This is a genomic window from Actinotignum vesiculae (genome assembly GCF_051267215.1).
In the GTDB taxonomy this organism is placed as follows: domain Bacteria; phylum Actinomycetota; class Actinomycetes; order Actinomycetales; family Actinomycetaceae; genus Actinotignum; species Actinotignum schaalii.
Genome location: NZ_JBOZGG010000001.1, coordinates 49,778 through 75,886, shown reverse-complemented (window position 1 = coordinate 75,886; position 26,109 = coordinate 49,778). Strand labels below are relative to the sequence as shown.

The following is a 26,109-nucleotide window of genomic DNA, read 5'->3' as shown; positions in this document are numbered from 1 at the left end:
TGCACCGCGTGACGAAGCCCTCCGGGACATCCCCGAAACGGGCCCGATAGTACAACCCCGGAACACCGGCCGCATGTCCGGAATAGCCCGCGGTTGGCCCGCTGCTACCCCACCGAGGAAATAAATACCGCGGTAATGAGATGGGACACCCATTCGAGCAGGTCATCACCTTCCATGGGCACACCGCTCCCGAAGCGCGCGGAGGTCTGCGCCACCCCGAGCGAAACCGGGCGAAGGCTTCCCGCCCCGGCGCGCGCGCTTCCCCCGGCAACGCCCCCGCTGCTCCCCGCGGCGGGCGCGGGTGGGACAGGCACCATGAGGACTCGAACCGCGGGCTTGAGCATCGCCCCCGGATACAGGCGCTTGAGCCGAGCCTGCCGCGAATCGGGCAGCGCCACCGGCGCGAAACGCACATTGCGCCCCATCTGGGTGATTTCTTCCAGCCCGGCACTGCGCGCAAGGTCACGCAGCTGCGCGATCCGGAAGAGCCGCGCGGCCACCTCGGGAATCTCCCCGTAGCGGTCGCGCAATTCCGCGCGAATTTCCTCGCGCTGGGCCTCCCCGCGCGAAGCCGCCAACTTGGTGTAAATTTCCAGCCGCAACCGTTCGGAAGGCACGTAATCCTCGGGTAGGTAGGCTTCCACCGGCAGCTCAATGTGCACATCGCTGCTGGCGTCGTCGTCGCCCGGAATCTCCCCACGCATTTTCGCGACCGCTTCAGAGACCATGCGCACGTACAAATCGAAACCAACGCCCTCGATGTGGCCGGATTGTTCGCCGCCGAGCATATTGCCGGCCCCGCGGATTTCGAGGTCCTTCATGGCGACCTGGGTGCCGGCCCCGAGGTCGGTATTCGCGGCGATGGTGCGCAGGCGTTCCAGGGACGTTTCCGTGAGCGCGCGATCCGGGTCGTAAAGGAAATACGCGTAGGCGCGCTCGCGCCCGCGGCCCACGCGCCCGCGCAGCTGGTGGAGCTGGGAAAGCCCGAGCTTATCGGCATTATCCACAATGAGCGTATTTGCATTGGAAATATCGAGGCCCGTTTCCACGATGGTGGTGCAGATGAGGACGTCGATCTCGTGATTCCAGAAATTCTGAATAACATTTTCCAGATCGCGTTCGCTCATTTTTCCGTGGGCGACGGCGATGCGCGCCTCGGGCACCAGCTCGCCGAGCTGCGCGGCCACCCGGCCCATATCCCCCACCCGGTTATGCACGTAAAAAACCTGGCCGTCGCGCAGCAACTCGCGGCGAATCGCGGCGCTGATCTGGCGATTTTCCCGCGCGCCCACGTAGGTGAGAATCGGGTGGCGCTCCTCGGGCGGAGTGGCCAGCGTGGACATTTCCCGCACCCCCGTGACCGCCATTTCCAGCGTGCGCGGAATCGGGGTGGCCGACATCGAGAGCACATCGATATTCGGGTACATCTGCTTGAGGGTCTCTTTATGTTCGACGCCGAAACGCTGCTCCTCGTCGATCACCACCAGGCCGAGGGCTTTGAAACGCACATTTCCCGTGAGCAGGCGGTGGGTACCGATCACCACATCGATACTGCCATCGGCCAGCCCGGCGATAACCTCCTCCGATTCGCGCGCGCTCTGGAAACGCGAAAGAGCCGCCACCCGCACCGGGAAGCCGGCGTAGCGTTCCTCGAAAGTTTCGCGATGCTGCTCCACCAGCAGGGTGGTCGGCACCAGAACCGCCACCTGACGGCCATCCTGCACCGCCTTGAAAGCTGCCCGTACCGCGATCTCCGTTTTGCCGTAGCCCACATCTCCGGAAATAAGACGATCCATGGGGACCGGCTTTTCCATATCGGCTTTCACTTCGTCGATGGTGTGCAGCTGGTCTGGGGTTTCCACGTAGGCGAAAGCGTCCTCGAGCTCGCGCTGCCAGGGAGTATCCGGCGAAAATGCGATACCCGGGGTGGCCATGCGCTGCGCGTAGAGACGAATAAGCTCGGAAGCAATTTTGCGGGTGGCAGCGCGGGCCTTCGACTTGGTTTTCTCCCAATCGGCCCCGCCCATTTTATTGAGGCTCGGGGATTCCCCGCCCGAATACTTCGAAACCTGGTCAAGCTGGTCGGTGGGCACCCAGAGTTGATCGGGCGGCCCGCCGCGCCGCGACGGCGCATACTCGAGCACAATATATTCACGCTGCCCGCCTTTACCGCCAATCGCGCGCTTTTCCATCCGCACGAAACGGCCCACCCCGTGACGGTCATGCACCACAAAATCCCCGGGAGTCAGCGAGAGCGGATCAACGGCATTCTTGCGGCGCCGCTTGGGTAGAGTGCGCATATCCCGGGTGGAGGAACCGCCCCGCCCGGTCAGGTCCGCGCCCGCGTACACCCCGAGCTGCTGGCCCTCCATAACGAAGCCCTCGGCGATGGGGGCGGCCACCACGTAGACCACCCCGGGTTCGAAGTGGGCGGGGAGCTCCGCTACCGCGCTGGCGGGAACGCCCAGCTCACCGAGCTGTTCCGCGTAGCGGCGCGCCAAGCCGGGCCCGTCCACCACCAGCACCTGACGCACCCCGCGCCGTGCCTGCTCCCCGATAGCGGCGAGAGCCTCATCAACTTTCCCGAGGAATTTGCGCGGTTCGCGCGCCGCGACAGCGGCGCCGGCGTCGTCGTGCTGGGTGGTGCCCCCGGTGGAAGTGACGTTGTTGGAACTGGTGACTGTGGACGCGCTGTTTTCGGCGACGGCGCTACCGGACAGCGCGTTCCCGGGCAATGCGTTGCCGGAAAAGCCGCCGAGCGTCCACCAGGCCTGGCCGCGTTTCAGCGCTTCCGCCCGGGTGGCCGCGACGGACGCGAAACTCGCCGCATTGGCCTGCACCGGAGGCGTGCCACCGGCCGCCGCCGCGCTCCAGGCCGCCGCCAGGAATTCCGCCGTGGTGGCGATGAGCGATTCGGCGCGCTGGTCCACGCGCTCCGGCTCGATAATGAGGAGGCGAGCGGTGGCGGGAAGCACGTCCACGACGGCGTCCATGCCGTCCACGAGCACCGGCGTGAGGGATTCCATGCCCTCCGGGGCGATGCCGGCGGCGATTTTGTCGAGCATATCGGTGGCGCCGGGCAGCTCGCTGATGAGCGAGCTGGCGCGGGTACGCACCGATTCGGTGAGGAGAATTTCGCGGCAGGGCGGGGCGTAGAGTTCTTCGCGTTCCTCCATGGAGCGCTGGTCGCCCACGGAGAAGGTGCGGATTTCATCCACGGTATCGCCGAAGAATTCCACGCGGATCGGGTGGCGTTCCGTGGGCGGGAAAACGTCCAGAATTCCGCCGCGCACCGCGAATTGGCCGCGGCGTTCCACCATATCAACCCTGGTGTAAGCAGCGTTCACCAGCGCATTTTCCACCTCCTCCATGGGGGCGTCCTCGTTGAGGCGGATGCGCACCGGCGCCAGATCACCCAGACCGCGGGTAATGGGCTGAAGCAGCGCACGCACCGGCATAATAAGCAGGCGAAGCGGCTCGAATTCTTCCGGATGAGCCAGGCGGCGCAGGGTGAGGAGGCGGCGAGCCACCGTATCCGAACGCGGAGACAGGCGCTCGTGCGGCAGCGTTTCCCAGGAGGGGAACACCGCGATCTGCTCGGCCGGGAGGTAGGCGCGCATCGCCCCCTCAAGGATTTCAGCCTCCCGTCCAGACGCGGTGATGGCCACGTGGAGGGGGGTGGTGGTTTCTGGCCTGTTCGTGGTTTCAGGGGCGGGTGCGGCGGTGCCAGTTGGGTGAGCGGTGTCGGTTGGTTGGGCAACGCCGGTTGGTTCGGCCGCGCTTTCCGAGGCATTCGCGCGCGCGAGGTACGCCAGGGCCGGCGGCACCACCCCGCGCGGCATCGGAATATCCAGGCGGGTGGCGGTCGAGGATGCGGCGCCACTCAGGGCGGGATCGGCGCCGATGAGCGGCAGCAAGGATTCTAATTGCACGGGACGCTCGTTTCCTTCCTCGTCCTTCTGGGGTTTCGATTCTCGCTCGGCGCAGCGCGGGCGGTTCGGCGCAGCGCAGGCGCGGTGCCGGGCCGGCTAATGCTTCGTATGCAAACGCATCGTGGCGCTCACCAGTCCGTTGCGCAGCACATCTTCCACGGCGTCCGCGGCCTGCGCGATAAGCACATCAAGCTCCTTGCGCTCCGTCGAGCTAAAGGGGCGCAGCACAAAATCGGAGGGGTCCTGGCGCCCGGGCGGCCGGCCGATGCCGAAACGCAGCCGAATATAATCCTTCGAGCCCGTGGACTGCGAAATCGACTTGAGCCCGTTATGCCCGCCTTCGCCCCCGCCGCGCTTGAGGCGCAGAGTCCCGAACGGCAGGTCAAGCTCATCGTGAACCACAATAAGATTCTCCACCGGGCAGTCGTAATAGCGCAGCAGCGCGCTGACCGGCCCGCCCGACGTATTCATATAGCACTGGCACGTGGCAAGAATGACCTGCTCACCGGCCTGCCCGGGCGCCACCCCCACCCGCGCGGAAAGCTGGTTCGTCTGGGTGGCGCCGTGCGAGCGCAACTGCCCCCCGCAGCGCGCGGCAAGCTCCGCCACCACCATATGCCCACAATTGTGGCGAGTTCCGGCATAGGTAGCACCGGGATTGCCTAATCCAACAACAGCGTACATGCGTTCCTCCTGTGCATATTCAACCGTACCCGCTTGCCCGGGATTGTTCCGCCCCTGCGTGCTTCGTATTTTTTACGACGACGCCGACACGGCACGCGGCCGCGGACATTGCGTCCGCGGCCGCGTGAGAGTCACTCGTGGCGAGTGAGGTGCATCGCCGAATTACTCGCCGGCACCTTCGGAAGCTGCCGCTTCTTCGGCTGCTTCTTCTGCCTGAGCTTCGGCCATGGCGGCGTCGGCCTCTTCCAGAGCCTTATCAACCTGGGGCTCCATGACCAGGGAGACGATTTCTTCGCCGTCGACCAGGGCTTCCACATCCTCAGGAAGCTTGAGGTCGGCCACGGTCACGCGGGCGCCATCTTCGAGACCTTCCACATTGACCTCGATGGATTCCGGAATATCGATCGCCGGGGCGGAGACCAGGATATTGAGGAGTTCCAGGGTGTTGATAAGGCCGGGAGCAGGTTCGCCCACAACGACCACCGGAATTTCAACCTCGACCTTTTCGTCGCGCTTGACGCGCAGGAAGTCCACGTGCTCAATGGAGCGGGAAAGCGGGTTGCGCTGAATGTCCTTGACCAGCGCGAGGGTCAGTTCACCGTCGATGGTGAGGCTGACCAGGGCATTCGGATTGCCCTTGACCGCGAGGAACAGATCGTGAGCATCCAGGTGCACGTGCACCGGCTCAATTCCGTGCCCGTACAGCACCGCGGGAACGCGCCCATCGCGGCGCAGGCGGCGAGCCGCACCCTTGCCAAATTCATCACGGGTTTCGGCAGTCAGCTTCGCAGCATCAATAGCCATGATTCTCCTTCGTCAGATTAGCGGTCACCCACGTGGCGGGCTGACCTCGATATTGTCGATATAAACACCCGCGCCGCGCACGCAGCGTCGGGTGGTGGCCTCGTTAAAGCAGGCCACCCGAAGGAGCGCCTGCCGCGTCGATAACGGAAGAGTCCGCGAGCGCGAATTCCGATCCCAGCTCCCTGCTCCGCAGGTTCACCAGAATCGCCATCCCGTAGACCGGGCGATTCCCCAATTCAACGACCGGGTAATTCCGCGCTTCGAGCTCCCTCCCTCGCCGAAGCAACGCCGTCAATTTTAGGGCGACGGCGGCAAAAAACAAAGTTTTTTGCCGCTCCTCACACACCCCGCACCCTTCCCGCCAGAATCCACCCCGCCAGCTGGCGCCGTCGTCGCACCACCCCTTCCCCACACGCAAAGTGCAAATCCCCGACCGTAGGGGGCACAAAGTGCAAGCCCATGACAGAAATCGGGCCAAAATGGTGCGTAGATTTGCACTACGTTTTTGCCCACTCACCGGACTACACACCCGAAGATCTTGGTGGCCTCTCTACACCGAGCCTGCCTGTGGATTCTCGATCCGGCCTGTGGATAGCGCCTTGCCCAGACCGCCGTCTGACTCAATACTCGCTCTATGGCGAAACTTCTTCAACACCCACCTATTTTTAGCGTCGCGCAGCTAGACGATTTGGGGCTACCCAGAACCCTCACCCGCCGCGGTCAGTTTCAGCGTTTAGCACACGGTATTTACCGGGACACGACGCGTGACATCACGGAAGCTGACGCACTCCTGGCTGTACAACATCAGTTTCCGGGCAGTGTAGTAACTGGATTATCGGCGATGCGTTTATGGGGGCTGCCGCTCCCTTATCGGGTAAATTCGTGGACTGAACAAATGCAGCTAGACTGCGGTTTTCCTTCGAAGCGATACTGTTCCCCACACCCCCTCATCCGCTGGGATCGCACGCAGCTGCTGGACAGCGACATCGAAAAGATCCGCACACCCGGCGGGGATCTGCGCATCGCCTCCCGGCCCCGCGCTGTGCTGGCGAGCGTGCCGGATCCATCGTTTTACCAGCTCATCGCGGCAATCGACGCGCTCCTGCGCATTCCTCGCCGGCGCTTCGAGGGGAGATCAGCGCCCTATGCTACCCGCGAGGGACTGGAGGATTTCCTAGCCGAACACTCGAGCTGGAATTTTGTGGCGCACTTCCGCGCGGCGCTGGCCTGGGCGCGGGTGGGCGCGGATTCGCCGATGGAAACCCTGCTGCGGCTCCTTATCGCCATGGCGGGATTCCCGGAACCGCGCCTCAACCAACGGCTTCTCGCCCCGGACGGCTGCCCGCTCGGCCAACCCGATATGCTCTTCGAGGAGCAGCGCATCATTGTGGAGTACGACGGCGCACCTCACCGAGACGCCTCTCAGCAGGTCAAGGATCGCCAGCGGCGCGAGCTCCGCGCCAGCTACGGCTGGATCGAACTGCAGGTTTTCCACCCGGATCTCCACCTCCCCCGGCGGCTCGTCCGCACGATGTTCAACCCGGGCAAGCCCATGCTCCTTCGCATCGCGAGCGGCGAGATTCCCGCAACCGCTCGCCTAGCCGAGGCATTCCGCCAGCGCGGGTGGCGGGTGACGAACTAAGCCGGCGGCGAGTGAGGAACTGAGAAACTGGCGAATGAGGAACTAACGGCAGCCGCACGCATGCTCGCGGGGCTTGCTCGATGCCGTCTACCTCAACGTGCCGCTTTACCCCAACGCGCGCAGCAACAGCCAGATCGCGAGCGCCGTCCCGAAGATGCCGACCAACCAGCGCACCACACCACCGGGAAGGAAACGCTGGAGGTGCGGACCGACCATCCCGCCCAGCAGCCCGCCGAGCATCATGGTCAGCGCCGCCGCGTAATCCACTTCCCCGGACCAGATGAAGAACAGCAGCGCGGTGAGGTTGGCACAGCCCAGCACCGGGGATTTGAGCAGAAGTGCCTCGTGGGTGGTCATCGGAGTGAGGATCGCGGCGATGCCAAGATACACAACCGCGGAGGCCGCCCCGAAATAACCTCCGTATACTCCCAGCACACCCACCAGCACCAGGAAGGTGGGAACCGGCACATTTACGTGGATGCCACGGCGTTCCAGGTAGGGGCCGACCAGTGTGGAGAGGGTAGCGATGAGGACCAGCCAGGGCACCACGAACTCGAAAACTTTCGGGTCGAAAGCCAGCAGCAGCACCGCGCCGATAGCTCCGCCCACCGCGCTGATAAACATTTGCGGCCACAGCGGATAGGCTTGCACCGCCCGCATGGAGCGCCAGCCGGTCAGCACCGAACCCAGGCTGCTCCCGAAATTATTGATCGCATTCGTCACATTGGCGGTAATCGGCGGGAATCCGAGGGCCAGGAGAGCCGGGTAGGTGACCAGCGAAGCCACCCCGGTCAGGTACCCCACAATGCCGCCCACCAACCCGGTGGCGAAAACAAGTACGGACAGCGCCCAGCTCGATGTGACCACCACGTGCGTTATCTTCCTTCCCAGCCGCAAATAGTACCGGCCCCCAGCCGCGCAAAATACCGGCTCCCGAGCCGCAACCATGACCGCCCTCCCGACCGCGCAAAGCCCCGGCTACCACCACAACAAGAAAGGCGCCGGTGCGCTCATCGCACCAGCGCCTCCTCGTGAGGCTACCTCACCTTTAGTACGCGCCGTCAAATAGCGAGGTCACCGAGCCATCCTCGAAGACTTCGTCGATGGCGCGCGCCAGGGTGGGAGCAATGGAAAGCACCGTCAAGCCCTTGAAACGCTTCTCATCGGGAATCGGAACGGTGTCGGTCACCACGAGTTCGCGAATCGGCGCATTGGAGAGCCGCTCGACCGCTTCCCCGGACAGCAGCGCGTGGGTGGCCGCCACGATAACGTCCTTCGCGCCGGCATCCTTGACTACGCGGATCGCGCCGACCAGCGTGCCGGCGGTGTCAATCATGTCATCAACAATAATGGCGGTCTTACCGGCCACATCGCCGACCACGCGGTTGGCCTTCGCGGTATTGGCCTTCTCAATATTGCGGGTCTTATGCACGAACGCCAACGGAATTCCGCCCAGGCGCGAGGACCACTGCTCGGCCACCTTAATACGGCCGGCATCGGGTGAGACCATAACGGCGTCGTCGCCGGTAATAATGGAGCGGACGTATTCCACCAGCGTAGGCATCGCCCACAGGTGGTCCACCGGCCCGTCGAAGAAACCCTGGCTCTGCGCGGCGTGCAAATCCACGCTCATAATGCGGTTCGCGCCGGCCGTCTTGAGCAGATCGGCCACCAGCCGCGCCGAAATCGGTTCGCGGCCCTTGTGCTTCTTGTCCTGGCGAGCGTAGGGATAGTACGGCGCCACCACGGTGATGCGCTTGGCGGAGGCGCGCTTGGCTGCATCCACCATGAGGAGCGTCTCCATCAGCCATTTATTAATGGGGCTGCTGAATGCCTGCATAATAAAAACATCCGCCCCACGGATCGACTCCTCATAGCGGATGTAAATTTCTGAATTTGCAAAATCGTAGATGGTGGTGGGCAGCATGCTGATATGCAGGCAGCGCGCAACCTCCTCCGCCAACTCCGGATAGGCGCGGCCCGTGGCTAGGACCAGCCGCTTATCGTTCGATACCCGCATTCCCGTGCTCATTGTGCTCCCCCGATGTGTTTCGCCTGCTTGGGTTTTTCGACGTTGTCAGCTTATGTGATCGCGGCGCTACCCGCTACCCGGTAAACGGTGTTTACCGCCGGAACAGTGTTTACCCGCCGCAGCGGTGCTGGGCGGTTTCCCCGAGCGCAATCGCGTGCCGGGCACATTTGCCGGCCGGAATGAGGCAATCGTGCAGGTGCACATGCCGCGCCCGCGCGCCTTCCTCCACGATGACATTGCTCAGTTCCCCGGGTCCCACGTGCCCGAACCGCGCTACCCGCGTGGTTCCGCGCAAAATTGTATTAGGTTCGACGACGCAATCCGGCTCCAGCTCCACCTGGACATCAATCCACGCCGTGGCCGGATCAATAATGCTCACCCCGCTGCGCATCCACTTTTCCCCGATGCGCCGATTCATTTCGCGACGCAGCGCCGCCAGCTGGACCAGGTCATTCGCACCTTCCACAGCCAGGTAATCACTGCTTACATAGGAACCGACCCCAGCTCCGAGCTGGTACGCCCGCGCCACCACATCGGTCAGGTACATTTCCCCCTGCGCGTTATCGGTGCCCAGGGTCGCCAGCGCCTCGCGCAAAAACGCAGCATCGAAAATATAGGTGGAGGTATTGATTTCGTTGATGGCACGCTGCTGCGCACTTGCGTCTTTATCTTCTACGACGGCGCAGATGGTGCCCTGGCTATCACGCACAATCCGCCCGTAGCCAGCCGGGTCAGGCACCCGGGCGCTCAGCACGGTGACAGCGGGGTTGGCGGGAGTAGCCAGATCGGTAGCGGCGTCGTCGTTCATGTAAACAGTGTTCCCGCACGAACTGCTGCCGTGAACACTGTTCCCGTGGGCGCGCGCGAGCTCCCCGAGAATCTCTCCACCCAAAAGCGGGGTGTCCCCGGCCATCACGAGAACCGGGCCACTGACGCCCGCACCCAGGGCTTCCATCCCGCACCACACCGCACGGCCGGTGCCCTTGATCTCATCTTGGTCGGCGATCATGACCGAATCGTCCAGCTCAAGCGCGTGGGCGGCCACCCGATCCCGTTCGTGACGCACCACCACAACAATATGGCAGGGATTCAGGCTGCGCGCGGCGGTGATGGCGTGCCCGAGCAGGGTGCGGCCGCACACCTCATGCAAAAGTTTCGGGGTGGCTGATTTCATGCGAGTTCCCTGGCCAGCAGCCAGGATGACGACAGCGGAGAGATCCATGCCTTCCCTTTTCTGGCGGCGATGCGCCCTATATTTCGCCACGGGCGCTGACGCTGCGCCCGAAAACGTTCCGCCACTAGGATTCGAACCTAGAATAACGGTTCCAAAGACCGCTGTGTTGCCGTTACACCATGGCGGAAAACTGCCGACGCGCGGGCCGGCACCGGTATAGTCTAACCGACCGAAGCGCTCCTGGCATAATACTAAGTATGAAACAGACCTCGCCTGAGGGCACGAACGGCATCGATGCCGCCCGCGCCGCCGATAATACGCTCACCAACCCTGCCCCCACCCCGGAAAAGAAGAGGGTGCGCATGTCGCGGGCGGACCGGCGCAAACAATTGGTGGGCGTGGCCCGCGAGCTTTTCGCGGCCCAGGGTTTCGACGGGGTCTCCATCGAAGAAATCGCCGCGGCCGCCCAGGTCTCCAAGCCGGTCGTGTACGAACATTTCGGCTCCAAAGAGGGCATTTACAACGTGGTGGTGGATCGCGAGCTCGTCACGCTCACGGAATTACTTTCCGCGCGCATGAACATTGGCCTGCCCGAGCGCGAGGTGCTCGAGTCCATCGTCGTCGCCGTGCTGGATTATATTGAGCATAACGACGACGGTTTTCGCCTCCTCGTGCAGCGTTCGCCGGCCACGCTGGGCGGGGATTCCTTCTCCACCGTCATCGCTGATGTGGCTGATTACGCCTCAGATTTGCTGGCGCCCATGCTCGGCCGCAATGGTATTTCTCCGCAATACGCCCGCATTTACGGGCAAACGCTGGCCGGGGCGCTCGGCCAGGTGGGCCAGTGGTGGGTGGATGTGCGCCAACCAGATAAAGAAACAGTGGCCGAGCACGTGGTCAATTTTATGTGGAACGGTTTGCGCGGGCTGGAATCGCAGCCGCGTCTGCTCACCCGCGGCGGGCACTGAGCAGGCATTGAGCCGGCGCGAGAGAACGCGCCGAGCGAGCGCGCGGAAACGCACTGAGCAGGCGCGCGGAAACGCACTAACCGTTCGAGCGTGCGGAAATTCAGTTCTAGGTTTCGCCAGTGCTGTGGCATAGACTATACGGCGACACGCAAATAGAACGATGGCGCTCTAGGTGACGTCACCGGTCTTGCGCGCGGCGGTTGCCCGTGTCTGGGCGGGTGGCGCGCTACCCTAGAATATTCATCAATCGCACAATAGCAAGGACGTACCCTTTATGCTCTCCGTTGAGAACATCTCCAAGAGTTTCGGGTCGCGCAAAGTGTTGCAGGATCTTAGCTTCGCGGTTCGCCCCGGTGAAATCTTCGGTTTCGTCGGCTCGAACGGGGCCGGGAAAACCACTGCGATGCGCATTATGCTCGGCCTCCTGAGTAAAGATTCCGGGCAGGTGACCTGGAATGGCCAGCCCATTGATTTCGCGGCACGCCAGCGCATCGGCTATATGCCCGAAGAGCGCGGCCTCTACCCGAAGATGCAGGTCGATAAGCAGCTGATGTATTTTGCGCGCCTGCACGGGATGAGCCCGGATGCGGCGCAGGCCGCCATGGAACGCTGGACGGATCGCCTCGGGGTGGGCTCGCGCCGGGAGGATGCCGTCCAGAAGCTTTCCCTCGGTAACCAGCAGCGCGTGCAGCTGGCCGCCGCCCTCATTCACGATCCCGAACTCCTCATCCTTGATGAACCTTTCTCCGGTTTGGACCCGGTGGCGGTGCGCACCATGAGTGACACGCTGCGCCAGAAGGCCGATGAGGGCGTTCCGGTTATTTTCTCCTCCCACCAGCTCGACCTAGTCGAACGCCTCTGCGATAGCGTGGGGATCCTCGCGGGTGGAAATATCGTGGCCCGCGGCACCGTTGATGAGCTGCGTAATTCCGGTAACCCGCCCTACGCGCTGGCGGTACGCGCGGAGGAAACCGCGCTGCACACGGCCCTCAGCCAGGCCGGATTCACCGTCCACCCCGATCCGCTGGCCGGCACCTCGGAGGCGCCGCTAAGCGCGGGGATAAGCCGGGTGCTCGTGGAAACTCCGCCCGCTAACTCCGCTAACCCCGACAGCCCCGCTAACCCGGACAACACCACAGCAGACCCCACCGCCGCGCTTCTCGCCGCGGCCCAGCAGGCCGGCACCGTGGTGGAATTCGCCCAGCGCCGCCCCCACCTCACGGAATTGTTCCGCGATGTTGTTCAGGTGCCCTCCGCAAACGAAGATGACGCGGCCACCCCCAAGAAAAAGCGTGGCCTGCTCGGCTCGCTGTTCGGAAAGAAGGCTAAGTAATGGTACGCATTGTTTTCGCACGCGAGTTCAAGAACGTTTTCGCTTCCCGCGCCACCATGATTTCCCTCGCGGTTATGTGGGTCATCGCTATTGTGGCCGGCTTCGCTGGCCGCGTCTTCCTGGGCGGAGATGATGAAACTACCGGCGCCGCCCCGGCCCCGCAAGCCCAGAGCATTTACCTGGAGGCCAGCGCCGCGCAGCTCCAGCCCTACCTGGAGAGTGCTGGTTTCGCCGCGCTCCCCACCTCCAATATCGCCGCCGAGCTGGCCACCGAAGAACCGGAAGCGGAAATCGGCATTTCCGGCACAGCCCTCGAGCCGCAGATCGTGGCCACCTCCCCGGATCCGAAGGAGCTGCCCGCTCTCAAGAAGGTGCTGAGCACCTATATGCTGGAGGAAGCCGGAGTGGATGCCACGGTCCTCGCCCACCTGGATACCATTAATAATCTCCGGGTTCAGACGGTGAATTACACTCCCTCCGGCTTCGAAGCGAATCCCATCGGTTTCCTTATAGGTTCGGTGAGTGCCATGCTGATTTTCTTCATGGTGATGGGTGGCATTGGCGCGGTAGGCGCCGGCGTCGTCGAAGAAAAATCTTCCCGCGTGGTCGAAATTATTTTGACGACGGTCCGCCCGCGCACGCTCCTGCTCGGCAAAGTGCTGGGCCTGGGCGCCGGCTGGGTGGTTATCCTCTTCGGTTATATCGGCGCGATTATTACCGGCGTGGCCATTTCCGGGCTGGTTCCCGATCTCAGTTTCCTCCAGGAATTCGGGCTGGCCGGGATGGTGGCGCGCACGGTCGTGTGGATGGTGCTCGGCTATTTCACCGCCACCGCGCTGGTGGGCGGGCTGGCGGCTACGGTGTCCCGCCAGGAAGACCTGGCCGGCATCAACACCCCGGTCATGTTCCTCCAGTTCATCCCGTTCTACACCGCGCTCTACCTCATTCCGGCGCTGCCGGAGGCCGCGGTCACGAAGATTCTCTCCGTGCTGCCGTTCTTCGGCCCGTTCATGATGCCCATGCGCGCGGCCATCGGCGAGGTCCCGCTCGTGGAAGAACTGGCTGCCGTCAGCATCAACGCGCTCGGGGTCTTCCTGCTGGCGATCCTGGCCGGCAAGATTTACGAACGCTCGATTTTGCGGATGGGTGAGCGCGTCAAGCTCACGCAGATTTTCCGTAAGGCCGCCTAAATTCTGATGTAGTACGACGACGACGCACGCGGGGCCCGGGATTCTCCCGGGCCCCGCGTGTGTGTACGCCTGGCGAAATGGCCATTCTGGCTGGGTGAGTGCACCCGCCTTAGCCCTCGGTTACTTCAGCTGCCTCCAGCCACTGTTCTTCCAGCTCGTCGAGCTTGCCAGTTGCTTCACTCAGCTCTTTGCCAATCTGCGCCAGTTCCTCATAGTCCCCGCTGACCGCGCAGGCGGTACTGCGCTCCTCCAGCTTGGTGATCTGCTCGCGTAGCCGATTCATGCGTTTCTCGATGCGCTGCACTTCTTTGCGGGCTTCGCGCTGGAGGGCACTCGCACTTTTCTCAGCCCGCTCACCCGATGCGCCGGACGCGGCAGGTGCCGCCCCGGAATTGCCCGAGCCGCCTGCACCGCCGGCGCCAGCCCGCGCACCCGCCCCAGCCCGAGCGCCAGCACCCGCACCCACACCTGCGCGCGCTCCAGCCGCACCCCTGGCACCCGCGCGCTCACCCCGCTCCTCTTCGCGCAGCCGCAAATATTGATCCACGCCGCCGGGCAAATCCCGCACGTGGCCATCGAGCACCGCGATCTGCCGGTCCGTCATGCGTTCGAGCAGGTAGCGGTCGTGGGAGACCACGATGAGGGTGCCCGGCCAGCCATCCAGCACATCTTCCATCGCGGCGAGGGTATCGGTATCCAGGTCATTCGTCGGTTCGTCCAGGAGCAGCACATTAGGTTCGGCCATGAGCAGGCGCATGAATTGCAGACGGCGCCGCTCCCCGCCCGAAAGTTCACTGACCCGCGTCCAGGCACGTTCGCGGGTGAATCCCATCCGCTCGGTCACCTGGCTCGCGGTGAGTTCCTTCTTCCCCACCTGCACGCGAGCTGCGACGTCGTTCACGGCCTCCACCACCCGCAAATCCGCAACCTCATCGAGTTCGCGAGTGTGCTGGGATAGTTCCGCGAGTTTCACGGTGGCACCGCGTTTGACGTGCCCCGAAGTGGGCTGGAGGCGCCCGGCGATGAGCGCGAGCAGCGAGGATTTCCCGGCGCCGTTCGCGCCCAGGATCCCCACGCGTTCGCCCGGGGCAATCCGCCAGGTCACCCCACGTAAAATGTCCGGGCCATTGCCGTAGCGCAGGTTGACATCCTCAAGATTAACCACTTCTTTGCCTAAGCGGGCGGCGGCCATGCGTGTCATTTCCACGGTATCGCGCGGGGCCGGAACATCCGCGATAAGATTTTCCGCCGCTTCGATGCGGAAGCGCGGCTTGGAGGTGCGGGCCGGGGCGCCGCGCCGCAGCCACGCCAGCTCCTTCCGCAATAAGTTATTGCGTTTTTCTTCGGCGAGCGCGGCCTGGCGTTCCCGCTCGGCCCGTTGGAAAATATAATCCGAATACCCGCCCTCGTAGGTTTCGACCCGGCCGGGAATCTGCCCGCGCGGGCCTTCCACCCCGGGCACCACTTCCCACAGCCGCGTGGCCACCGCATCCAGGAACCAGCGGTCGTGGGTGACGGACACCAGCGCCCCGCGCGGGCGCGGCCCACCGAAACGTTCCTTAATATAATGCGCCAGGAAAGTAATCCCCTCAACGTCTAAATGGTTGGTCGGCTCGTCCAGAATAATAATATTCGCGTCCCGCGTGAGGGTGTGGGCCAGGGCCACCCGCCGGCGCTGCCCGCCGGAAAGCTCACGCACCCGCGCCTCGAGGGGAATATCGGGCAGCAGGCCGGCGTGCAGATCCCGCACCCGCGCGTCACTGGCCCATTCGTGGCGCGCAGTGCCGGCGTGAATCGCCTCGAGCACCGTGGTATCGGGCAGCTCATCGGCCTGAGTGAGCGTGGCAAATTTTGCGGTATTGGTCGGGATCACCTCTCCGCTGGTGGGCGCGAGCGTTCCGGTGATGAGGCGCAGCAGCGTGGTTTTCCCTCCCCCGTTCGGGCCGACGACGCCTATGCGGCTGCCGTCCTCTAAACTCAGGGAAACGTTGCTGAGAATATCGCGGCTTCCCAGGCTGACGCCCACGTCATGTACCGAAAGTAAATGTGCCATAGCTGGTGGTCCTTGGAATGGGTTTTTAGTTGAAGAGTTCGCGGGCCTGCGCGATCCGCACATAATCGTCAATGGTGAGGGTTTCCCCGCGTGCCTGGGGTGATACCCCGGCCCGCTGGAGGATGGTTTCGGCGGCGGCCGGGCTGCCGGCCCAGGAACCCAGGGCACTGCGCAGAGTTTTACGCCGCTGAGCGAAAGCGGCGTCGATCACAGTGAAAACGCATTCGCGCAGGTCATCGGTACCGGGCGCGGGCCGCAAACGCAGGTGGACGAGGGCGGAATCCACATTCGGCTCCGGGTAGAAAACGTGGCGGGAAATTTTCGCGCCGCGGGTGGCGCTGCCGTACCAGGCGGCTTTCACGGAGGGCACGCCGTAGGTGCGGGAGCCGGGTGCGGCGGCTAGGCGGTCGGCGACTTCCAGCTGCACCATCACGGTGATGGTTTCCAGGCTGGGCAGGGCTTCCATGAGGGTGAGGAGTACCGGTACCGCTACGTTATAGGGAAGGTTGGCCACCAGGGCGGTGGGGGCGAAGTGCTGCGTGCTGCCGGGAGCGCCGGTGCTGGCGGTTACGGTGGCGGTTGCCGCGGCTTCGGTCTGGCCAGTGCGGAGCGCGGGCGGGCAAGCGAGCTGCTCGGGCCCGGTGATGCTCAGGGCATCCGCGTGCAGCAGCGCGAAATTCTCCGGAGTGCTGTGGCGGCGCGCCACGGTATCAGGGAGCGCGGCGGCCAGGGCGGAGTCGATCTCCACCGCGGATACGTAGGCACCGCTTTCCAGGAGCGCCAGGGTGAGGGATCCCAGGCCCGGGCCAATTTCGAGGACCTTATCCCCCGGGCCCACCCCGGCTTCCCGCACGATTTTGCGCACGGTGCCGCCATCGTGCACGAAGTTTTGCCCCAGGGTTTTGGTGGGGCGGATATTCAGGGCCGTGCACAGCGCGCGCACGTCCACCGGAGTGAGGAGGGCAGTTCCAGCCGGGGTGCTGCCAGCCGGGGTATCACTGGCCGGTTCACTACCGAGCGGTGTGCTACCGGGCTGCGTGTTCCCTGGCGAGCTGTTACCGGGCGAGTCCTGTTGAGCAATATGATTGGCAACCACAGATGCAGTGTACCCGGCTAACTCGCGCTCTCGAAGCACGGCCCGGAGGAAGGTGCGATTCCCAGAGTTACGAAAGTCCCTTCCCGCCTCTCAGCGCTGCAAACGTAGACTCGCGCGAAAACGGCGCAGGAGAGTAGATGGGTTCACACCGAGACCGTTGATGAGAACCAGGATGACAGCAGCCGAAGAAAAAACAATCCAATACAGGCCGCGGTCCATTCCGGCTCCGATCAATGTCACGGAGACTATCCAACCAACTAAGGCACAGCACATAGCGACGATAAATGAGACACCTGCCTGCGCGGTACGGATCTTCCTTGTACTCCAGCCCAAGTTCCAGTACACAAATTCTTTGAGATCCCGCACAGCGGTTTGTTTCCTACGCGCCAGGAGAAGCAGCACGCTCACTACCAGGCCCGCCGCTGCCGCCAGGACTACAAGCACAGGTAGTAATACTTCAACAAGAGCTTCACCAATATCCAGTCCGCGGGCCCCCTTCCGGAACCACACGATCATTGTTACTACTTCACCAAGTAGCGCGCAGAACACTCCGATAAACAGCCCCTCAGCAACGGTTAACCAGCCTAGAAGAGAGATTCGCGGAAGATTCGAGCCACTCCTTCTATTGGCGTAACGAAGCGGAAGGGTAAGAAGGAGCGCATAGATAACAGCCCCACAAACAAGCGGAATGCCTGCTAGTAATCGAGGTTGTTCCGCCACTGAAAACAGTGCCGTCGTTACAAGGGCACATGCGAGGAGAATCAGCCCCCACGATTCTTCCCGAAGAACGGTTGCAAGACATGAGGATGAGGACCATCCTTGATTTTTGAGAACATTGAATCTGGTTCGTCTCGCGGCAAATTCCACCGCTCCCACCACCGCAATCACACCGATGATGAGGATGCCGCCAGCCTGCGCGGTGGAGTGCACCAGAGTGGTGAGGAGGCTTGCCATGAAATCCGCCGCGCCTAGCACAACATAGCGATGATCGACCCAGCCAAGCGCTTCCACGTCTTGACGGCCGGTCTCGCTATCGGTTTGGCCCGCAGCTTGCGGTACCCAAATCTTCGCAGTTCCGAGTGATGAGCCTGCCACTACCCTGGCATCTACACCTAAGGATCGGATTCGATCAGCCACTTTCCCGATAGCTACGAGCGCATCCTCCCGAGTTAGGCCCTCAAGATTCGCGATTCGTACTCTAATAGCGTTGATAGGGAGTTCCTCCGCAAGGGCTTCCGCACTTCCGTAAGAAACCACTGCCGACGGTGGATTCAGCGCAACACCGAGTCCTGAGCGGAGGTGGTCAATCCGCTCGCTTCCCTGCATCAGGTAATTTGAAGAATAAAGTCCGAGCGCTCCGAGAGGATCCGTGCCAGGTGCGTCATCCGTTTTTATTTGCTGCGGAGTGAACTCACCAACCTCAAAGGGGGCGCCACCGTCACGAACAACCGAGCCAAGAGAGTGGTCTAAAGGAGAGGTCGCGCGATACGTAATCTCTGCTCCAATCTCCTGCGGAGTTACTTGCGCGGCTAGAGCGTCAGACTCGTTATAAGAAGTATAAAGGGGAGCAATGCCTACGGGATTCGCCACAAAGCTAGCCCGATATTCCTCGTCAGCCTGAGCACGCGGCGGAGCTTCATCTTCCACCGCCGTTTCGCCCGCGGGAACCGGAGTGAGTTTCGGAGCGAAAACATTATCGACAGTAACGTAAGCGCCATTGGTATAGGTCTCAGTTATTCGCCCGTAGGTTTCCCCTCCCTGTTCTGGAAGAGGCAGCAAAAACGCACGCGAGCCAAAGGGACCATTGTCATGCTCCAGATCAATGCGTTGCTCGACTGCATCCACCGTTTTTCCATGCTCGTCGACGCTCTCTATGGCAACAGAAATAGAGATATTCGGTGAGAAATCCTGGTTAGCAACGTATCCAAATATCTGAGAATTCATCCCATATGCCCGCCATGGCACCGGGCGACCACGTTCCGCCATTCCTGGCATTGCAGCGAGCGGCGCAATCGCCTCGTTTCCTTCTCCCGATCTTGCTTCCTGTGCCAGAGCAAGGTCTTGCTGAGTAACGACAAGACCGTTCGGAAGAGCCGCGAGATCATCTGCACTAAGAGGATCTCCAAGGCCCAATTTATGTTCAACTACCTTGTCGAATTCAATAAGAGGATTGAGCCATTCTCCCGACGATCCCAAAAGTTCACGTTCCGATACGGGATCTACTACTGCGACACTGGTTGCCACATCTGGCAGCGCAAAAGCCGTGAGAAGAACTGAGTTTTCATCCGGGATGGTGACGCTTGGATAGTGATACCGGTAGAGCTCTGGTCGCATGCCTATATGCGACTGGATTCCGGTGGGTTCACCGCCGGTGGGCGTGGGCCGAGCAATGATTCCTGTGGCGTCGAGGTTATATTGCGCCGTGCCTTTATCCAGAACCTTAGTTTCTGACTCAAGCACTTGCCATGTGACGCGATAGCTCTTCACAGGTGACGTTTGGAAATCTATTCTGTCCGAGGCAATTTGCGGAAGTACCCAAAATCCTTTGTAACTGCCGAGAAAACCGACCGGTGCCGCCACTGACACACCCTCAATTTTTCTCACTTCTTCTAGTATTCGCGATTCCAACTCCGGCAAGGTCTGCGCTGCATAGTTTTGTTCCAGCAGCGTCATTCCGGCTTTATCACGTGAGGAATAGAGGGCTTCGCCTGCCTTGTTATCGGTGACCAGAATGTCGTAACGTCCACGCCATTCGTCATCCATTTTGGCCCCGGCGAGGGAGTATGCCATGTGCGAGGCAAAGACCCACGCGAAGCAAAACAGCGCTATGAGCACGTAAACAGAACTGCGCTTCAAACTGGGCCGGAACATTTACAGGGTCACTTTCGTGTCAGCAATGGCCCCAATCACGTCATCGTGAGTGGCGACAAGAATACCGGCTCCCCGCCGTGCCTCCAACTGTAAAATCTCGGCAACCACGTGCGCGTTTCCCAGATCAAGCGACGAGGTGGGTTCATCCAAGATCAGTAGATCAGGTTGCTTTGCAAGAGCTCGTGCCAGCGCTACCCGCTGAGCTTCACCACCCGAAATCTTCGCTCCCCGGCTTTCCGAAATATCTGCAACACCAAGCTTTTCCAGCCATGAGTGTGCAGTGGTCTTATCAACGCCCCCGCACATAACGTTCTTGAGGACAGTTAGGTCGCCTAGTAAAAGCGCTTTCTGGTCCACGTACCCAATATTTGCGCGCCGGATATGTTGCGCTTCGCTTTCACGCAGAGAACTGAGATCTCTACCGCACCAGGAGACTCTTCCCGAACTGGGAGGCAGCTTTCCATATGCCACATCGAGGACGGTGCTTTTCCCCGAGCCCGAGCGGCCAACTACCGCCGTAATGCTCCCGGGCTCTACCGAGAAAGTAAGATCATCAAAAATAACCTTATTCGGCTTGCCAGATACCGAATACACCAAGCTCACCGCTCCAAAACCTATGAGGGTCTTGCAATCCATTTTTAACCGCCTCCCTTCGAGCATTAACTTACGGAGCGTGTGATCTTATAAGGCCCCTACCCCCGGTTGGTCACACCCACGTGACCAAGCAGAGATACACAAGAATAAGAATCACAGCCGCCACCGCCGCGATGAGCAAGGCGATTGTGCGGCGCTGCCGCCGGCCCGCTACACCACTGGAATCCGGTGAACCCCCGTAAGCCTTAGAACCCTGTGAGTGCCCAGATTCCCCAGAATCCCCAGGTTGCCCATCCAGGAATTTCCCCCACGCCAACCCGGCACCCACGAGGATCACAAATTGAATAACCCAGGCGTACCAAGGTAGCCCCACTGACCGCAGCCCGACCATCGAGATCAGCGTCATCGCACCAGCCAATACCGTGCTTCGCACCACATTCATGGTGTAACTGTATACCCGGGGCCGCGGGCTTAGCGCTGCAGGCTTAGTACCACCCGCGGGAATTGGAATGCCCGAGCGCGGCGCAGGGGCTGCCGTAGCGGCCTTCAATATAGCCCAGGCCCCAGCGGATCTGGGTGGCGGGATTGGTCTGCCAATCGGCGCCGGCGGAAGCCATCTTGGAGCCGGGCAGCGCCTGCGGAATGCCGTAGGCCCCGGAGGAGCTATTCTCCGCCAGGTGATTCCAATTCGATTCCCGGTTCCACAGCGTCACCAGGCAGGAGAACTGATCCTGACCCCAGCCGTAAGCGGAGAGCATACCCGAGGCAATTTCCTGGGCGGTGCCGGCGGGAACCACGCTGGCGCTCCCGAGCGCCGCGCTGCCACCGTCACCGCTCACGCCCGCCACCGCGGCGGCGCTTTCCGAGGTCCCCACCTTGACCACTTCATCCACGCGGGCCTGCTTGACCGCGGAAAAAGTCAGGGTACGAGCAACTTCCTTGCCGTTTTCCACCCGGATTTCGTAGGTATTGGCAGAAATGCCATCCTTACCTTCCGTTTCCACCTTGGTGGTGCCTTTGGCAAGCGCGGCGTCGTCGACCTTGGTGGAACCGTGCGCGTCCACCACCTCTTCGGTCACCACGCGCTTTTCCACCCGGGTGATGGTGACCTTCGCGCCGGGGGTGACCGCTTCGGCGAGGCTCTGCGAAACAACGTCGTCCCCGGAAACCATGATCCCGGCTTCCTGCAAGGCTTCCCCGAGGGTGCCCGCCGTGGTGGTGAGGGTGCGTTCTTCGCCTTCAAAATTAACGGTGAAAGAGTATTCGGACACCGTGGCGCCGGCCGCGCGTGCCACCGGGAAACCATCCGCATAAGCATTGGCGGGCATGGACATATGCGACATCAGGCCGATACCACTGCCGGCCAGCAGCACGGCCCCGAGCGCGGCAACCCCGCGCCGGCTGAGCGGGAAAGCGCTAAGCTGGGCGTTCGCGGCGGTATCCTCCACCGCGGCGGGTGCCTGGAATGCGGTACCGGTGGCCTGCGGCCGAGTGGCCAGCGCGGCCTGCACAGCCTCGCTCACCGCGCCGCGTTCCATCATGAGAGCCCGCGACCGCGGACCCGGGGTACGAACCTCAGCCCGAACGAATTGCTCGAGTCCCATTCCCTGTGCGCTGTGACGCCCCACTAAACTTCCTCCGTTGCTTGCGCGAGTACCCTCCGGCCCCGCTTTTATAACGAAACTATATCGAGTGTAATCATTTCGTAACATTTGGACAATGATCCGGAGGGGAAGACTCGTTTTTCTTGAGATTTTCAAGAACGCTCACACGGTGCTCGTGCGATTTTTCCGCGGATTCTTGCGGTTTTTGCGCGTATGGTACGACGACGCCGCCAGCTGGCGCATCGTAATCTGAGCGTTATTTCACACTGTCGGGGAGAGCTGGGGAGGCCCTGGGAGGGAGACGTAGCTAACGCGCCCCCAGCGCGGGCGTTACATCGATTACATTTAAGACTATGAGCACTCAATATCCCGGATACGCACAGCAGCCTGTTCCTCCGAGCTACCCCGTTCCCTCCGCATCGAAGCGTGGCACCGGCGCACTGCGCGGCCTGGCGGCTCTGACCACCGCGCTGAGCATCGCTCTTATTATCTTGTGCTTCACGCCGGTCCTGGCCCTGGGTGAAGATAATGCCTCGATCTTCGGGCTGGCGCATCCGGGTGGCGTGTGGCTGCCCGTGATCCTGTACGGCGTGGGCCTCCTGTTGGCGCTGCTGGCGGGAGTGCTCGGTTTGTTCACCACCGGCCGGGCAACCCAGGCTTTTTCGTGGCTGGCACCGCTGGGCGGGGCGGTCACCCTGGGTGGGCTCGTGGCGCTCTCCTTGGATAGTTCGGTGGGTGCGCTACGCGAATTCGGGGCGCAGTACACCGCGCTTTTCTGGGTGACCGGCGTGCTGGCCCTCATTCTAGCGCTGGTGGGGATCACGCAAGGCGTGGCTGCGGGCACGGCCGCGAAGAAGTCCGCGCGCCCCGCGTATCAGGGCTATCCCAGCTATCCCGGCTATCCCGCAGCGCAGCCCTACGGGCAGGGCGGCTATCCGGCGCCCGGGTACCCGAGCCAGGGCGCGCCGATGCAGGGGTACCCGCAGGGCTACGGCCAGGGCTACCCGGGTCAATCTCAGTATCCGGGCCAGCAGCCCTATGCCCAGCAGTACCGCCAGCCCTACGGCCAGCAAGCGTACGGGCAGCAGGCAGGGACCCAGAGTCCCGAGTCGGAAAGCCCGCAGAACTAACGAACCGCAGAACTAAACGAGCCGCGAGGCTGACTCAGCCGCAGCACCAACTAAATCCCAGAACTAACTAGGCCGCGCCCAGTTCCCCGTACACCGCCCGGGTGTTCTCCAGGAGCTGGGCGCACCAGTGCGCTTCGCTTAGGCCGCGCAGTTCGGCCCCGAAACGTACCGTCCACGCCATCACGTAGGGGGCGTTGGGGTGGCCGCGCCAGGGCACGGGCGTGAGGTAGGGGGCATCGGTTTCCGCGAGGAGCAGCGCCGGATCAAAAGCTTGGAAGGCCGCGCGGAGCTCATCATTGGCCGGGTAGGTCATTTGCCCACCAAAACTTCCGTACCAGCCTTCCTGGTTGCATAGCTCGGCAAGCGCGGCGTCGCCGGAAAAAGCGTGGAAAACTACGCGACTCGGGGCGCCGTCACGGCGCAGCACCTCCACGCAATCGGCGTGGGCCTCGCGGTCGTGAATCTGAACGGGCAGGTCGAGCTCGCGCGCGAGGGCGAGGTGGGCGCGGAACGCCTCGATTTGGGCGGCGCGGCCCTCCTCGGAAGTGCGGAAATAATCGAGCCCAGTTTCCCCAATAGCAACGACGGCGCTGGAGCGGGCCGCCTCCGCCACCCGACCGATGGCATCCTCCAGGCTGAGGGCGTGGTGAGCGGCGAGCTCCTGGGCTAACCCATCCGGGCCGGTCGCGGTGATGCCGCGATGCCGGGCGGCCTCATTGGGGTGGATCGCGAGCGCGGCGGAAAAATGGGCGCGATCCGCTTCTGCCACCGCAACGGTGGGCAGCAGATCCGGAACCTCGCAGGCGCAGGTAATGGCGTGGCATACCCCGGCGGCGTCCATGGCGGCAGCTTCCTCGCTCGGCAGCATCCGCCCGCGCGGCGGGGTGAGCGCAGAACCCGAGCCGCCGGACTGCCCCTCCCCCGCCGGCACCCAAATATGGGTGTGATTATCGATAACCGGACCGGCAAGCCGGGCCGGAGCATCGGGCAGGTACCAGCGGCGGGCCCGCTTTTTCTCCTTCGCGGAGAGGGCCGCGAATTCTTCCGGCGCTAATTCATTGCGCACGTTTAGCCCTCAACAACGCATCGAGGCGCTCCAGTTCCTCATCAACCACGCTGGTATCCAGCTTGGTGAAAACCGGGGACGGCTTCGAGATCGGGGTGCCAACCTGCACTTCCACCCGCGCCCACGGATGCGGATCGGAATAATCCCCGGTAATAATCGGGTAGGGCTTACCGGAATCCAGGTCGGTGACTTCTTCCAGGCGCGGCATCGGGGAAATATCACCGGCCCCGCCCAGCACCCGGTCCACCGCATTCGAAGAATGCGGAAGGAATACGCTCATCATGGTATTAAGATCAGAAACCACCTGAATGAGGGTGTGCAGCACCGTGCCCAGGCGCTCACGCTGGGAAGGGTCCTTCATCTTGAAAGGCTCGGTAGCGGAAACGTAGCCATTGGCCTCCCCTACCAGCCGCATAATTTCGGTGAGCGCGGCGCGCTGGCGGTGCGCGGCAATGGCATCACCCACGGTAGCGAACCCGGCTTCCACCGCATCCAGGAGCTCCCGGTCCACATCCTCGAGCGGCCCGGCCGCCGGGATTTCCCCGAAGTTCTTCGCGATCATGGCCGCGGTGCGATTGACGAGGTTCCCCCAGCCGGCCACCAGCTCGGAATTATTACGCCGCACAAATTCCGCCCAGGTGAAATCAGCGTCGGAAGTTTCCGGGCCGGCAATGGAAATAAAGTAGCGCAGTGCATCGGGCTGGTAGCGCGAGAGCACATCGCGCACATAAATCACCACGCCCTTGGACGAGGAGAACTTCTTACCTTCCATGGTGAGGAATTCCGAAGCCACCACCTGGGTGGGCAGGTTGAGCGTACCCAAATCCCCGGGCTGGCCGCCCCGGCTCCCCTCCCCGTTATAGGCGAGGAGTTCGGCCGGCCAGATCTGGGAATGGAAAACAATATTATCCTTGCCCATGAAGTAGTAGGAGCGGGCATCCGCGTTATTCCACCAGGCCCGCCAATCCTCCCGGCTTCCCACTCCGCGCGCTTCACGCCGGCGTGCCCATTCAATAGAGGCGGATAGGTAGCCGATAACGGCGTCGAACCATACGTAGAGGCGCTTGGAGGGTTGATCTTCCCACCCGGGTACCGGAATGCCCCAGGTAATATCCCGGCTCATCGCGCGCGGGCGTACATCTTCCAGGAGGTGCTTGGAAAATGAAATGACATTCGGGCGCCACTTCCCAGATTCTTCCACCTCATCAAGCCACTGCCCCAGGCGCTCCGCAAGCGCCGGCAAGTCCAAGAAATAATGCTCGGTTTCGCGGAATTGCGGCGTTTTCCCGGAGACCTTGGAGACCGGGTCGATAAGATCCTGCGGATCAAGTTGGTTACCGCAACTATCGCACTGGTCCCCGCGGGCCGAGGTGTTACCGCACAGCGGGCAGGTGCCTTCAATATAGCGATCCGGGAGGGTATTCCCGGTTTCCGGATCGAAGGCAACCGGGGCGGAGTGCACCACCATATAACCGTTATCCCGGCACACCTCAAACATCTGCTGCACAACCCGCTCGTGATTAACCGTGGTGGTGCGGGTGAACAGATCGTAGGAAAGCCCGAGCGACACCAGGTCCTCCACAATAATGCGATTATTGCGGTCCGCGAGTTCTTCCGGGGTGATTCCCTCCGCGTCGGCCGAAACCAAAATAGGGGTGCCGTGTTCATCGGTACCCGAGACCATGAGGACATCCTCCCCCACCATGCGCATATAGCGCGAGAACACATCCGAGGGAACACCGAATCCAGCAACGTGACCAATATGGCGCGGGCCGTTGGCATACGGCCAGGCAACAGCGGAGAGAATATGAGTCATGGCCACCATTCTACTAGCGTGCCGGCGCGCGCGCCCGCTCGCTGGCTATCACGCGTGCCCACTAGCTGGCTACCACGCGTGCCCGCTAGCGCGCCCGCATCCCCGCGCCTAAACTATAAG

19 protein-coding genes, 1 tRNA gene and 1 pseudogene are annotated in these 26,109 nt (G+C 62.4%); 6 read left to right on the top strand and 15 right to left on the bottom strand.

What is annotated here, in order from left to right:
- Nucleotides 1–104: 104 nt before the first annotated feature.
- The 3 genes from mfd to ACRQHG_RS00300 all read right to left on the bottom strand — a co-directional run bounded on the left by mfd (nt 105) and on the right by ACRQHG_RS00300 (nt 5,420).
- Nucleotides 105–3,932 carry a transcription-repair coupling factor gene (gene mfd / locus ACRQHG_RS00310; protein WP_435713110.1) on the bottom strand — a complete coding sequence of 1,276 codons (3,828 nt, stop codon included), beginning with the start codon at nt 3,930–3,932 and terminating at the stop codon, nt 105–107.
- A gap of 96 nt (nt 3,933–4,028) precedes the next feature.
- Nucleotides 4,029–4,616, bottom strand: coding sequence for an aminoacyl-tRNA hydrolase (gene pth / locus ACRQHG_RS00305; protein WP_284896512.1), 588 nt, complete (start codon nt 4,614–4,616; stop codon nt 4,029–4,031).
- A 162-nt stretch (nt 4,617–4,778) separates the two neighbouring features.
- Nucleotides 4,779–5,420, bottom strand: a complete 642-nt coding sequence (locus ACRQHG_RS00300) for a 50S ribosomal protein L25/general stress protein Ctc (RefSeq protein WP_087070445.1) — start codon at nt 5,418–5,420, stop codon at nt 4,779–4,781.
- A gap of 634 nt (nt 5,421–6,054) precedes the next feature.
- On the opposite strand from ACRQHG_RS00300, the pseudogene ACRQHG_RS00295 reads away from it, so the two are divergent.
- Nucleotides 6,055–6,162: pseudogene (locus tag ACRQHG_RS00295) on the top strand (type IV toxin-antitoxin system AbiEi family antitoxin domain-containing protein); the annotation flags it as partial.
- Between the two features lie 153 nt (nt 6,163–6,315).
- Nucleotides 6,316–7,062 carry a putative endonuclease domain-containing protein gene (locus ACRQHG_RS00290; RefSeq protein ID WP_435719363.1) on the top strand — a complete coding sequence of 249 codons (747 nt, stop codon included), beginning with the start codon at nt 6,316–6,318 and terminating at the stop codon, nt 7,060–7,062.
- Nucleotides 7,063–7,167: 105 nt separating this feature from the next.
- Here ACRQHG_RS00290 and ACRQHG_RS00285 read toward each other — a convergent pair whose 3' ends face one another.
- The 4 genes from ACRQHG_RS00285 to ACRQHG_RS00270 form a co-directional block, all read right to left on the bottom strand.
- Nucleotides 7,168–7,932, bottom strand: a complete 765-nt coding sequence (locus tag ACRQHG_RS00285) for a sulfite exporter TauE/SafE family protein (RefSeq protein ID WP_435713111.1) — start codon at nt 7,930–7,932, stop codon at nt 7,168–7,170.
- Nucleotides 7,933–8,110: 178 nt separating this feature from the next.
- The gene (locus tag ACRQHG_RS00280) at nt 8,111–9,094 is read right to left on the bottom strand and encodes a ribose-phosphate diphosphokinase (RefSeq protein ID WP_016443229.1); all 984 of its coding nucleotides are present in this window, start codon (nt 9,092–9,094) and stop codon (nt 8,111–8,113) included.
- A gap of 109 nt (nt 9,095–9,203) precedes the next feature.
- Nucleotides 9,204–10,316, bottom strand: coding sequence for a bifunctional UDP-N-acetylglucosamine diphosphorylase/glucosamine-1-phosphate N-acetyltransferase GlmU (locus tag ACRQHG_RS00275; RefSeq protein ID WP_435713112.1), 1,113 nt, complete (start codon nt 10,314–10,316; stop codon nt 9,204–9,206).
- Nucleotides 10,317–10,384: 68 nt separating this feature from the next.
- A tRNA-Gln gene (locus ACRQHG_RS00270) sits at nt 10,385–10,455 on the bottom strand.
- A gap of 70 nt (nt 10,456–10,525) precedes the next feature.
- Between ACRQHG_RS00270 and ACRQHG_RS00265 the strand changes: the two genes are divergently transcribed.
- From ACRQHG_RS00265 to ACRQHG_RS00255, 3 genes are all read left to right on the top strand, one after another.
- Nucleotides 10,526–11,236: a TetR/AcrR family transcriptional regulator gene (locus ACRQHG_RS00265; RefSeq protein ID WP_435713113.1), complete on the top strand. Its 711-nt coding sequence runs from the start codon at nt 10,526–10,528 to the stop codon at nt 11,234–11,236.
- A 274-nt stretch (nt 11,237–11,510) separates the two neighbouring features.
- Complete coding sequence (locus ACRQHG_RS00260) at nt 11,511–12,569, top strand: ABC transporter ATP-binding protein (protein ID WP_435713114.1); 1,059 nt, start codon at nt 11,511–11,513, stop codon at nt 12,567–12,569.
- Nucleotides 12,569–13,759 carry an ABC transporter permease gene (locus ACRQHG_RS00255; RefSeq protein ID WP_435713115.1) on the top strand — a complete coding sequence of 397 codons (1,191 nt, stop codon included), beginning with the start codon at nt 12,569–12,571 and terminating at the stop codon, nt 13,757–13,759. Before ACRQHG_RS00260 ends, ACRQHG_RS00255 begins: the two co-directional genes overlap by 1 nt.
- A gap of 109 nt (nt 13,760–13,868) precedes the next feature.
- Here the strand turns inward: ACRQHG_RS00255 and ACRQHG_RS00250 are convergent, their stop codons facing one another.
- The 6 genes from ACRQHG_RS00250 to ACRQHG_RS00225 all read right to left on the bottom strand — a co-directional run bounded on the left by ACRQHG_RS00250 (nt 13,869) and on the right by ACRQHG_RS00225 (nt 22,001).
- The gene (locus ACRQHG_RS00250) at nt 13,869–15,812 is read right to left on the bottom strand and encodes an ABC-F family ATP-binding cassette domain-containing protein (protein WP_435713116.1); all 1,944 of its coding nucleotides are present in this window, start codon (nt 15,810–15,812) and stop codon (nt 13,869–13,871) included.
- Nucleotides 15,813–15,837: 25 nt separating this feature from the next.
- Nucleotides 15,838–16,908 carry a ribosomal RNA small subunit methyltransferase A gene (locus ACRQHG_RS00245; RefSeq protein WP_435713117.1) on the bottom strand — a complete coding sequence of 357 codons (1,071 nt, stop codon included), beginning with the start codon at nt 16,906–16,908 and terminating at the stop codon, nt 15,838–15,840.
- A 90-nt stretch (nt 16,909–16,998) separates the two neighbouring features.
- A complete protein-coding gene (locus tag ACRQHG_RS00240) occupies nt 16,999–19,698 on the bottom strand; it encodes a hypothetical protein (RefSeq protein ID WP_435713118.1) in 2,700 nt (899 codons plus the stop codon).
- A gap of 81 nt (nt 19,699–19,779) precedes the next feature.
- Nucleotides 19,780–20,415 carry an ATP-binding cassette domain-containing protein gene (locus ACRQHG_RS00235; protein ID WP_435713119.1) on the bottom strand — a complete coding sequence of 212 codons (636 nt, stop codon included), beginning with the start codon at nt 20,413–20,415 and terminating at the stop codon, nt 19,780–19,782.
- Nucleotides 20,416–20,485: 70 nt separating this feature from the next.
- Nucleotides 20,486–20,815, bottom strand: a complete 330-nt coding sequence (locus tag ACRQHG_RS00230; protein ID WP_435713120.1) for a hypothetical protein — start codon at nt 20,813–20,815, stop codon at nt 20,486–20,488.
- 43 nt (nt 20,816–20,858) lie between these two features.
- On the bottom strand, nt 20,859–22,001 hold the full coding sequence (locus ACRQHG_RS00225) for a resuscitation-promoting factor (protein ID WP_435713121.1): 1,143 nt from the start codon (nt 21,999–22,001) through the stop codon (nt 20,859–20,861).
- A 329-nt stretch (nt 22,002–22,330) separates the two neighbouring features.
- On the opposite strand from ACRQHG_RS00225, the gene ACRQHG_RS00220 reads away from it, so the two are divergent.
- On the top strand, nt 22,331–23,107 hold the full coding sequence (locus ACRQHG_RS00220) for a hypothetical protein (protein WP_435719299.1): 777 nt from the start codon (nt 22,331–22,333) through the stop codon (nt 23,105–23,107).
- A gap of 67 nt (nt 23,108–23,174) precedes the next feature.
- On the opposite strand, the gene ACRQHG_RS00215 is transcribed toward ACRQHG_RS00220, so the two are convergent.
- Nucleotides 23,175–24,173: a TatD family hydrolase gene (locus ACRQHG_RS00215; protein WP_435713123.1), complete on the bottom strand. Its 999-nt coding sequence runs from the start codon at nt 24,171–24,173 to the stop codon at nt 23,175–23,177.
- Entirely contained in the window at nt 24,163–25,989 is a 1,827-nt protein-coding gene (gene metG, locus ACRQHG_RS00210; protein WP_435719298.1) for a methionine--tRNA ligase, read from the bottom strand. The genes ACRQHG_RS00215 and metG overlap by 11 nt, the downstream gene beginning before the upstream one ends.
- Between the last annotated feature and the right edge of the window lie 120 nt (nt 25,990–26,109).

Bases quoted from the DNA above. Each gene is read 5' to 3' on its own strand.
- ACRQHG_RS00250 (WP_435713116.1), bottom strand. From the start codon at position 15,812: ATGGCACATTTACTTTCGGTACATGACGTGGGCGTCAGCCTGGGAAGC.
- pth (WP_284896512.1), bottom strand. From the start codon at position 4,616: ATGTACGCTGTTGTTGGATTAGGCAATCCCGGTGCTACCTATGCCGGA.
- ACRQHG_RS00220 (WP_435719299.1), top strand. From the start codon at position 22,331: ATGAGCACTCAATATCCCGGATACGCACAGCAGCCTGTTCCTCCGAGC.
- ACRQHG_RS00255 (WP_435713115.1), top strand. From the start codon at position 12,569: ATGGTACGCATTGTTTTCGCACGCGAGTTCAAGAACGTTTTCGCTTCC.
- ACRQHG_RS00300 (WP_087070445.1), bottom strand. From the start codon at position 5,420: ATGGCTATTGATGCTGCGAAGCTGACTGCCGAAACCCGTGATGAATTT.
- ACRQHG_RS00290 (WP_435719363.1), top strand. From the start codon at position 6,316: ATGCAGCTAGACTGCGGTTTTCCTTCGAAGCGATACTGTTCCCCACAC.
- ACRQHG_RS00275 (WP_435713112.1), bottom strand. From the start codon at position 10,316: ATGGATCTCTCCGCTGTCGTCATCCTGGCTGCTGGCCAGGGAACTCGC.
- ACRQHG_RS00280 (WP_016443229.1), bottom strand. From the start codon at position 9,094: ATGAGCACGGGAATGCGGGTATCGAACGATAAGCGGCTGGTCCTAGCC.
- ACRQHG_RS00240 (WP_435713118.1), bottom strand. From the start codon at position 19,698: ATGGCATACTCCCTCGCCGGGGCCAAAATGGATGACGAATGGCGTGGA.
- ACRQHG_RS00235 (WP_435713119.1), bottom strand. From the start codon at position 20,415: ATGGATTGCAAGACCCTCATAGGTTTTGGAGCGGTGAGCTTGGTGTAT.
- ACRQHG_RS00230 (WP_435713120.1), bottom strand. From the start codon at position 20,815: ATGAATGTGGTGCGAAGCACGGTATTGGCTGGTGCGATGACGCTGATC.
- ACRQHG_RS00260 (WP_435713114.1), top strand. From the start codon at position 11,511: ATGCTCTCCGTTGAGAACATCTCCAAGAGTTTCGGGTCGCGCAAAGTG.
- ACRQHG_RS00265 (WP_435713113.1), top strand. From the start codon at position 10,526: ATGAAACAGACCTCGCCTGAGGGCACGAACGGCATCGATGCCGCCCGC.
- metG (WP_435719298.1), bottom strand. From the start codon at position 25,989: ATGACTCATATTCTCTCCGCTGTTGCCTGGCCGTATGCCAACGGCCCG.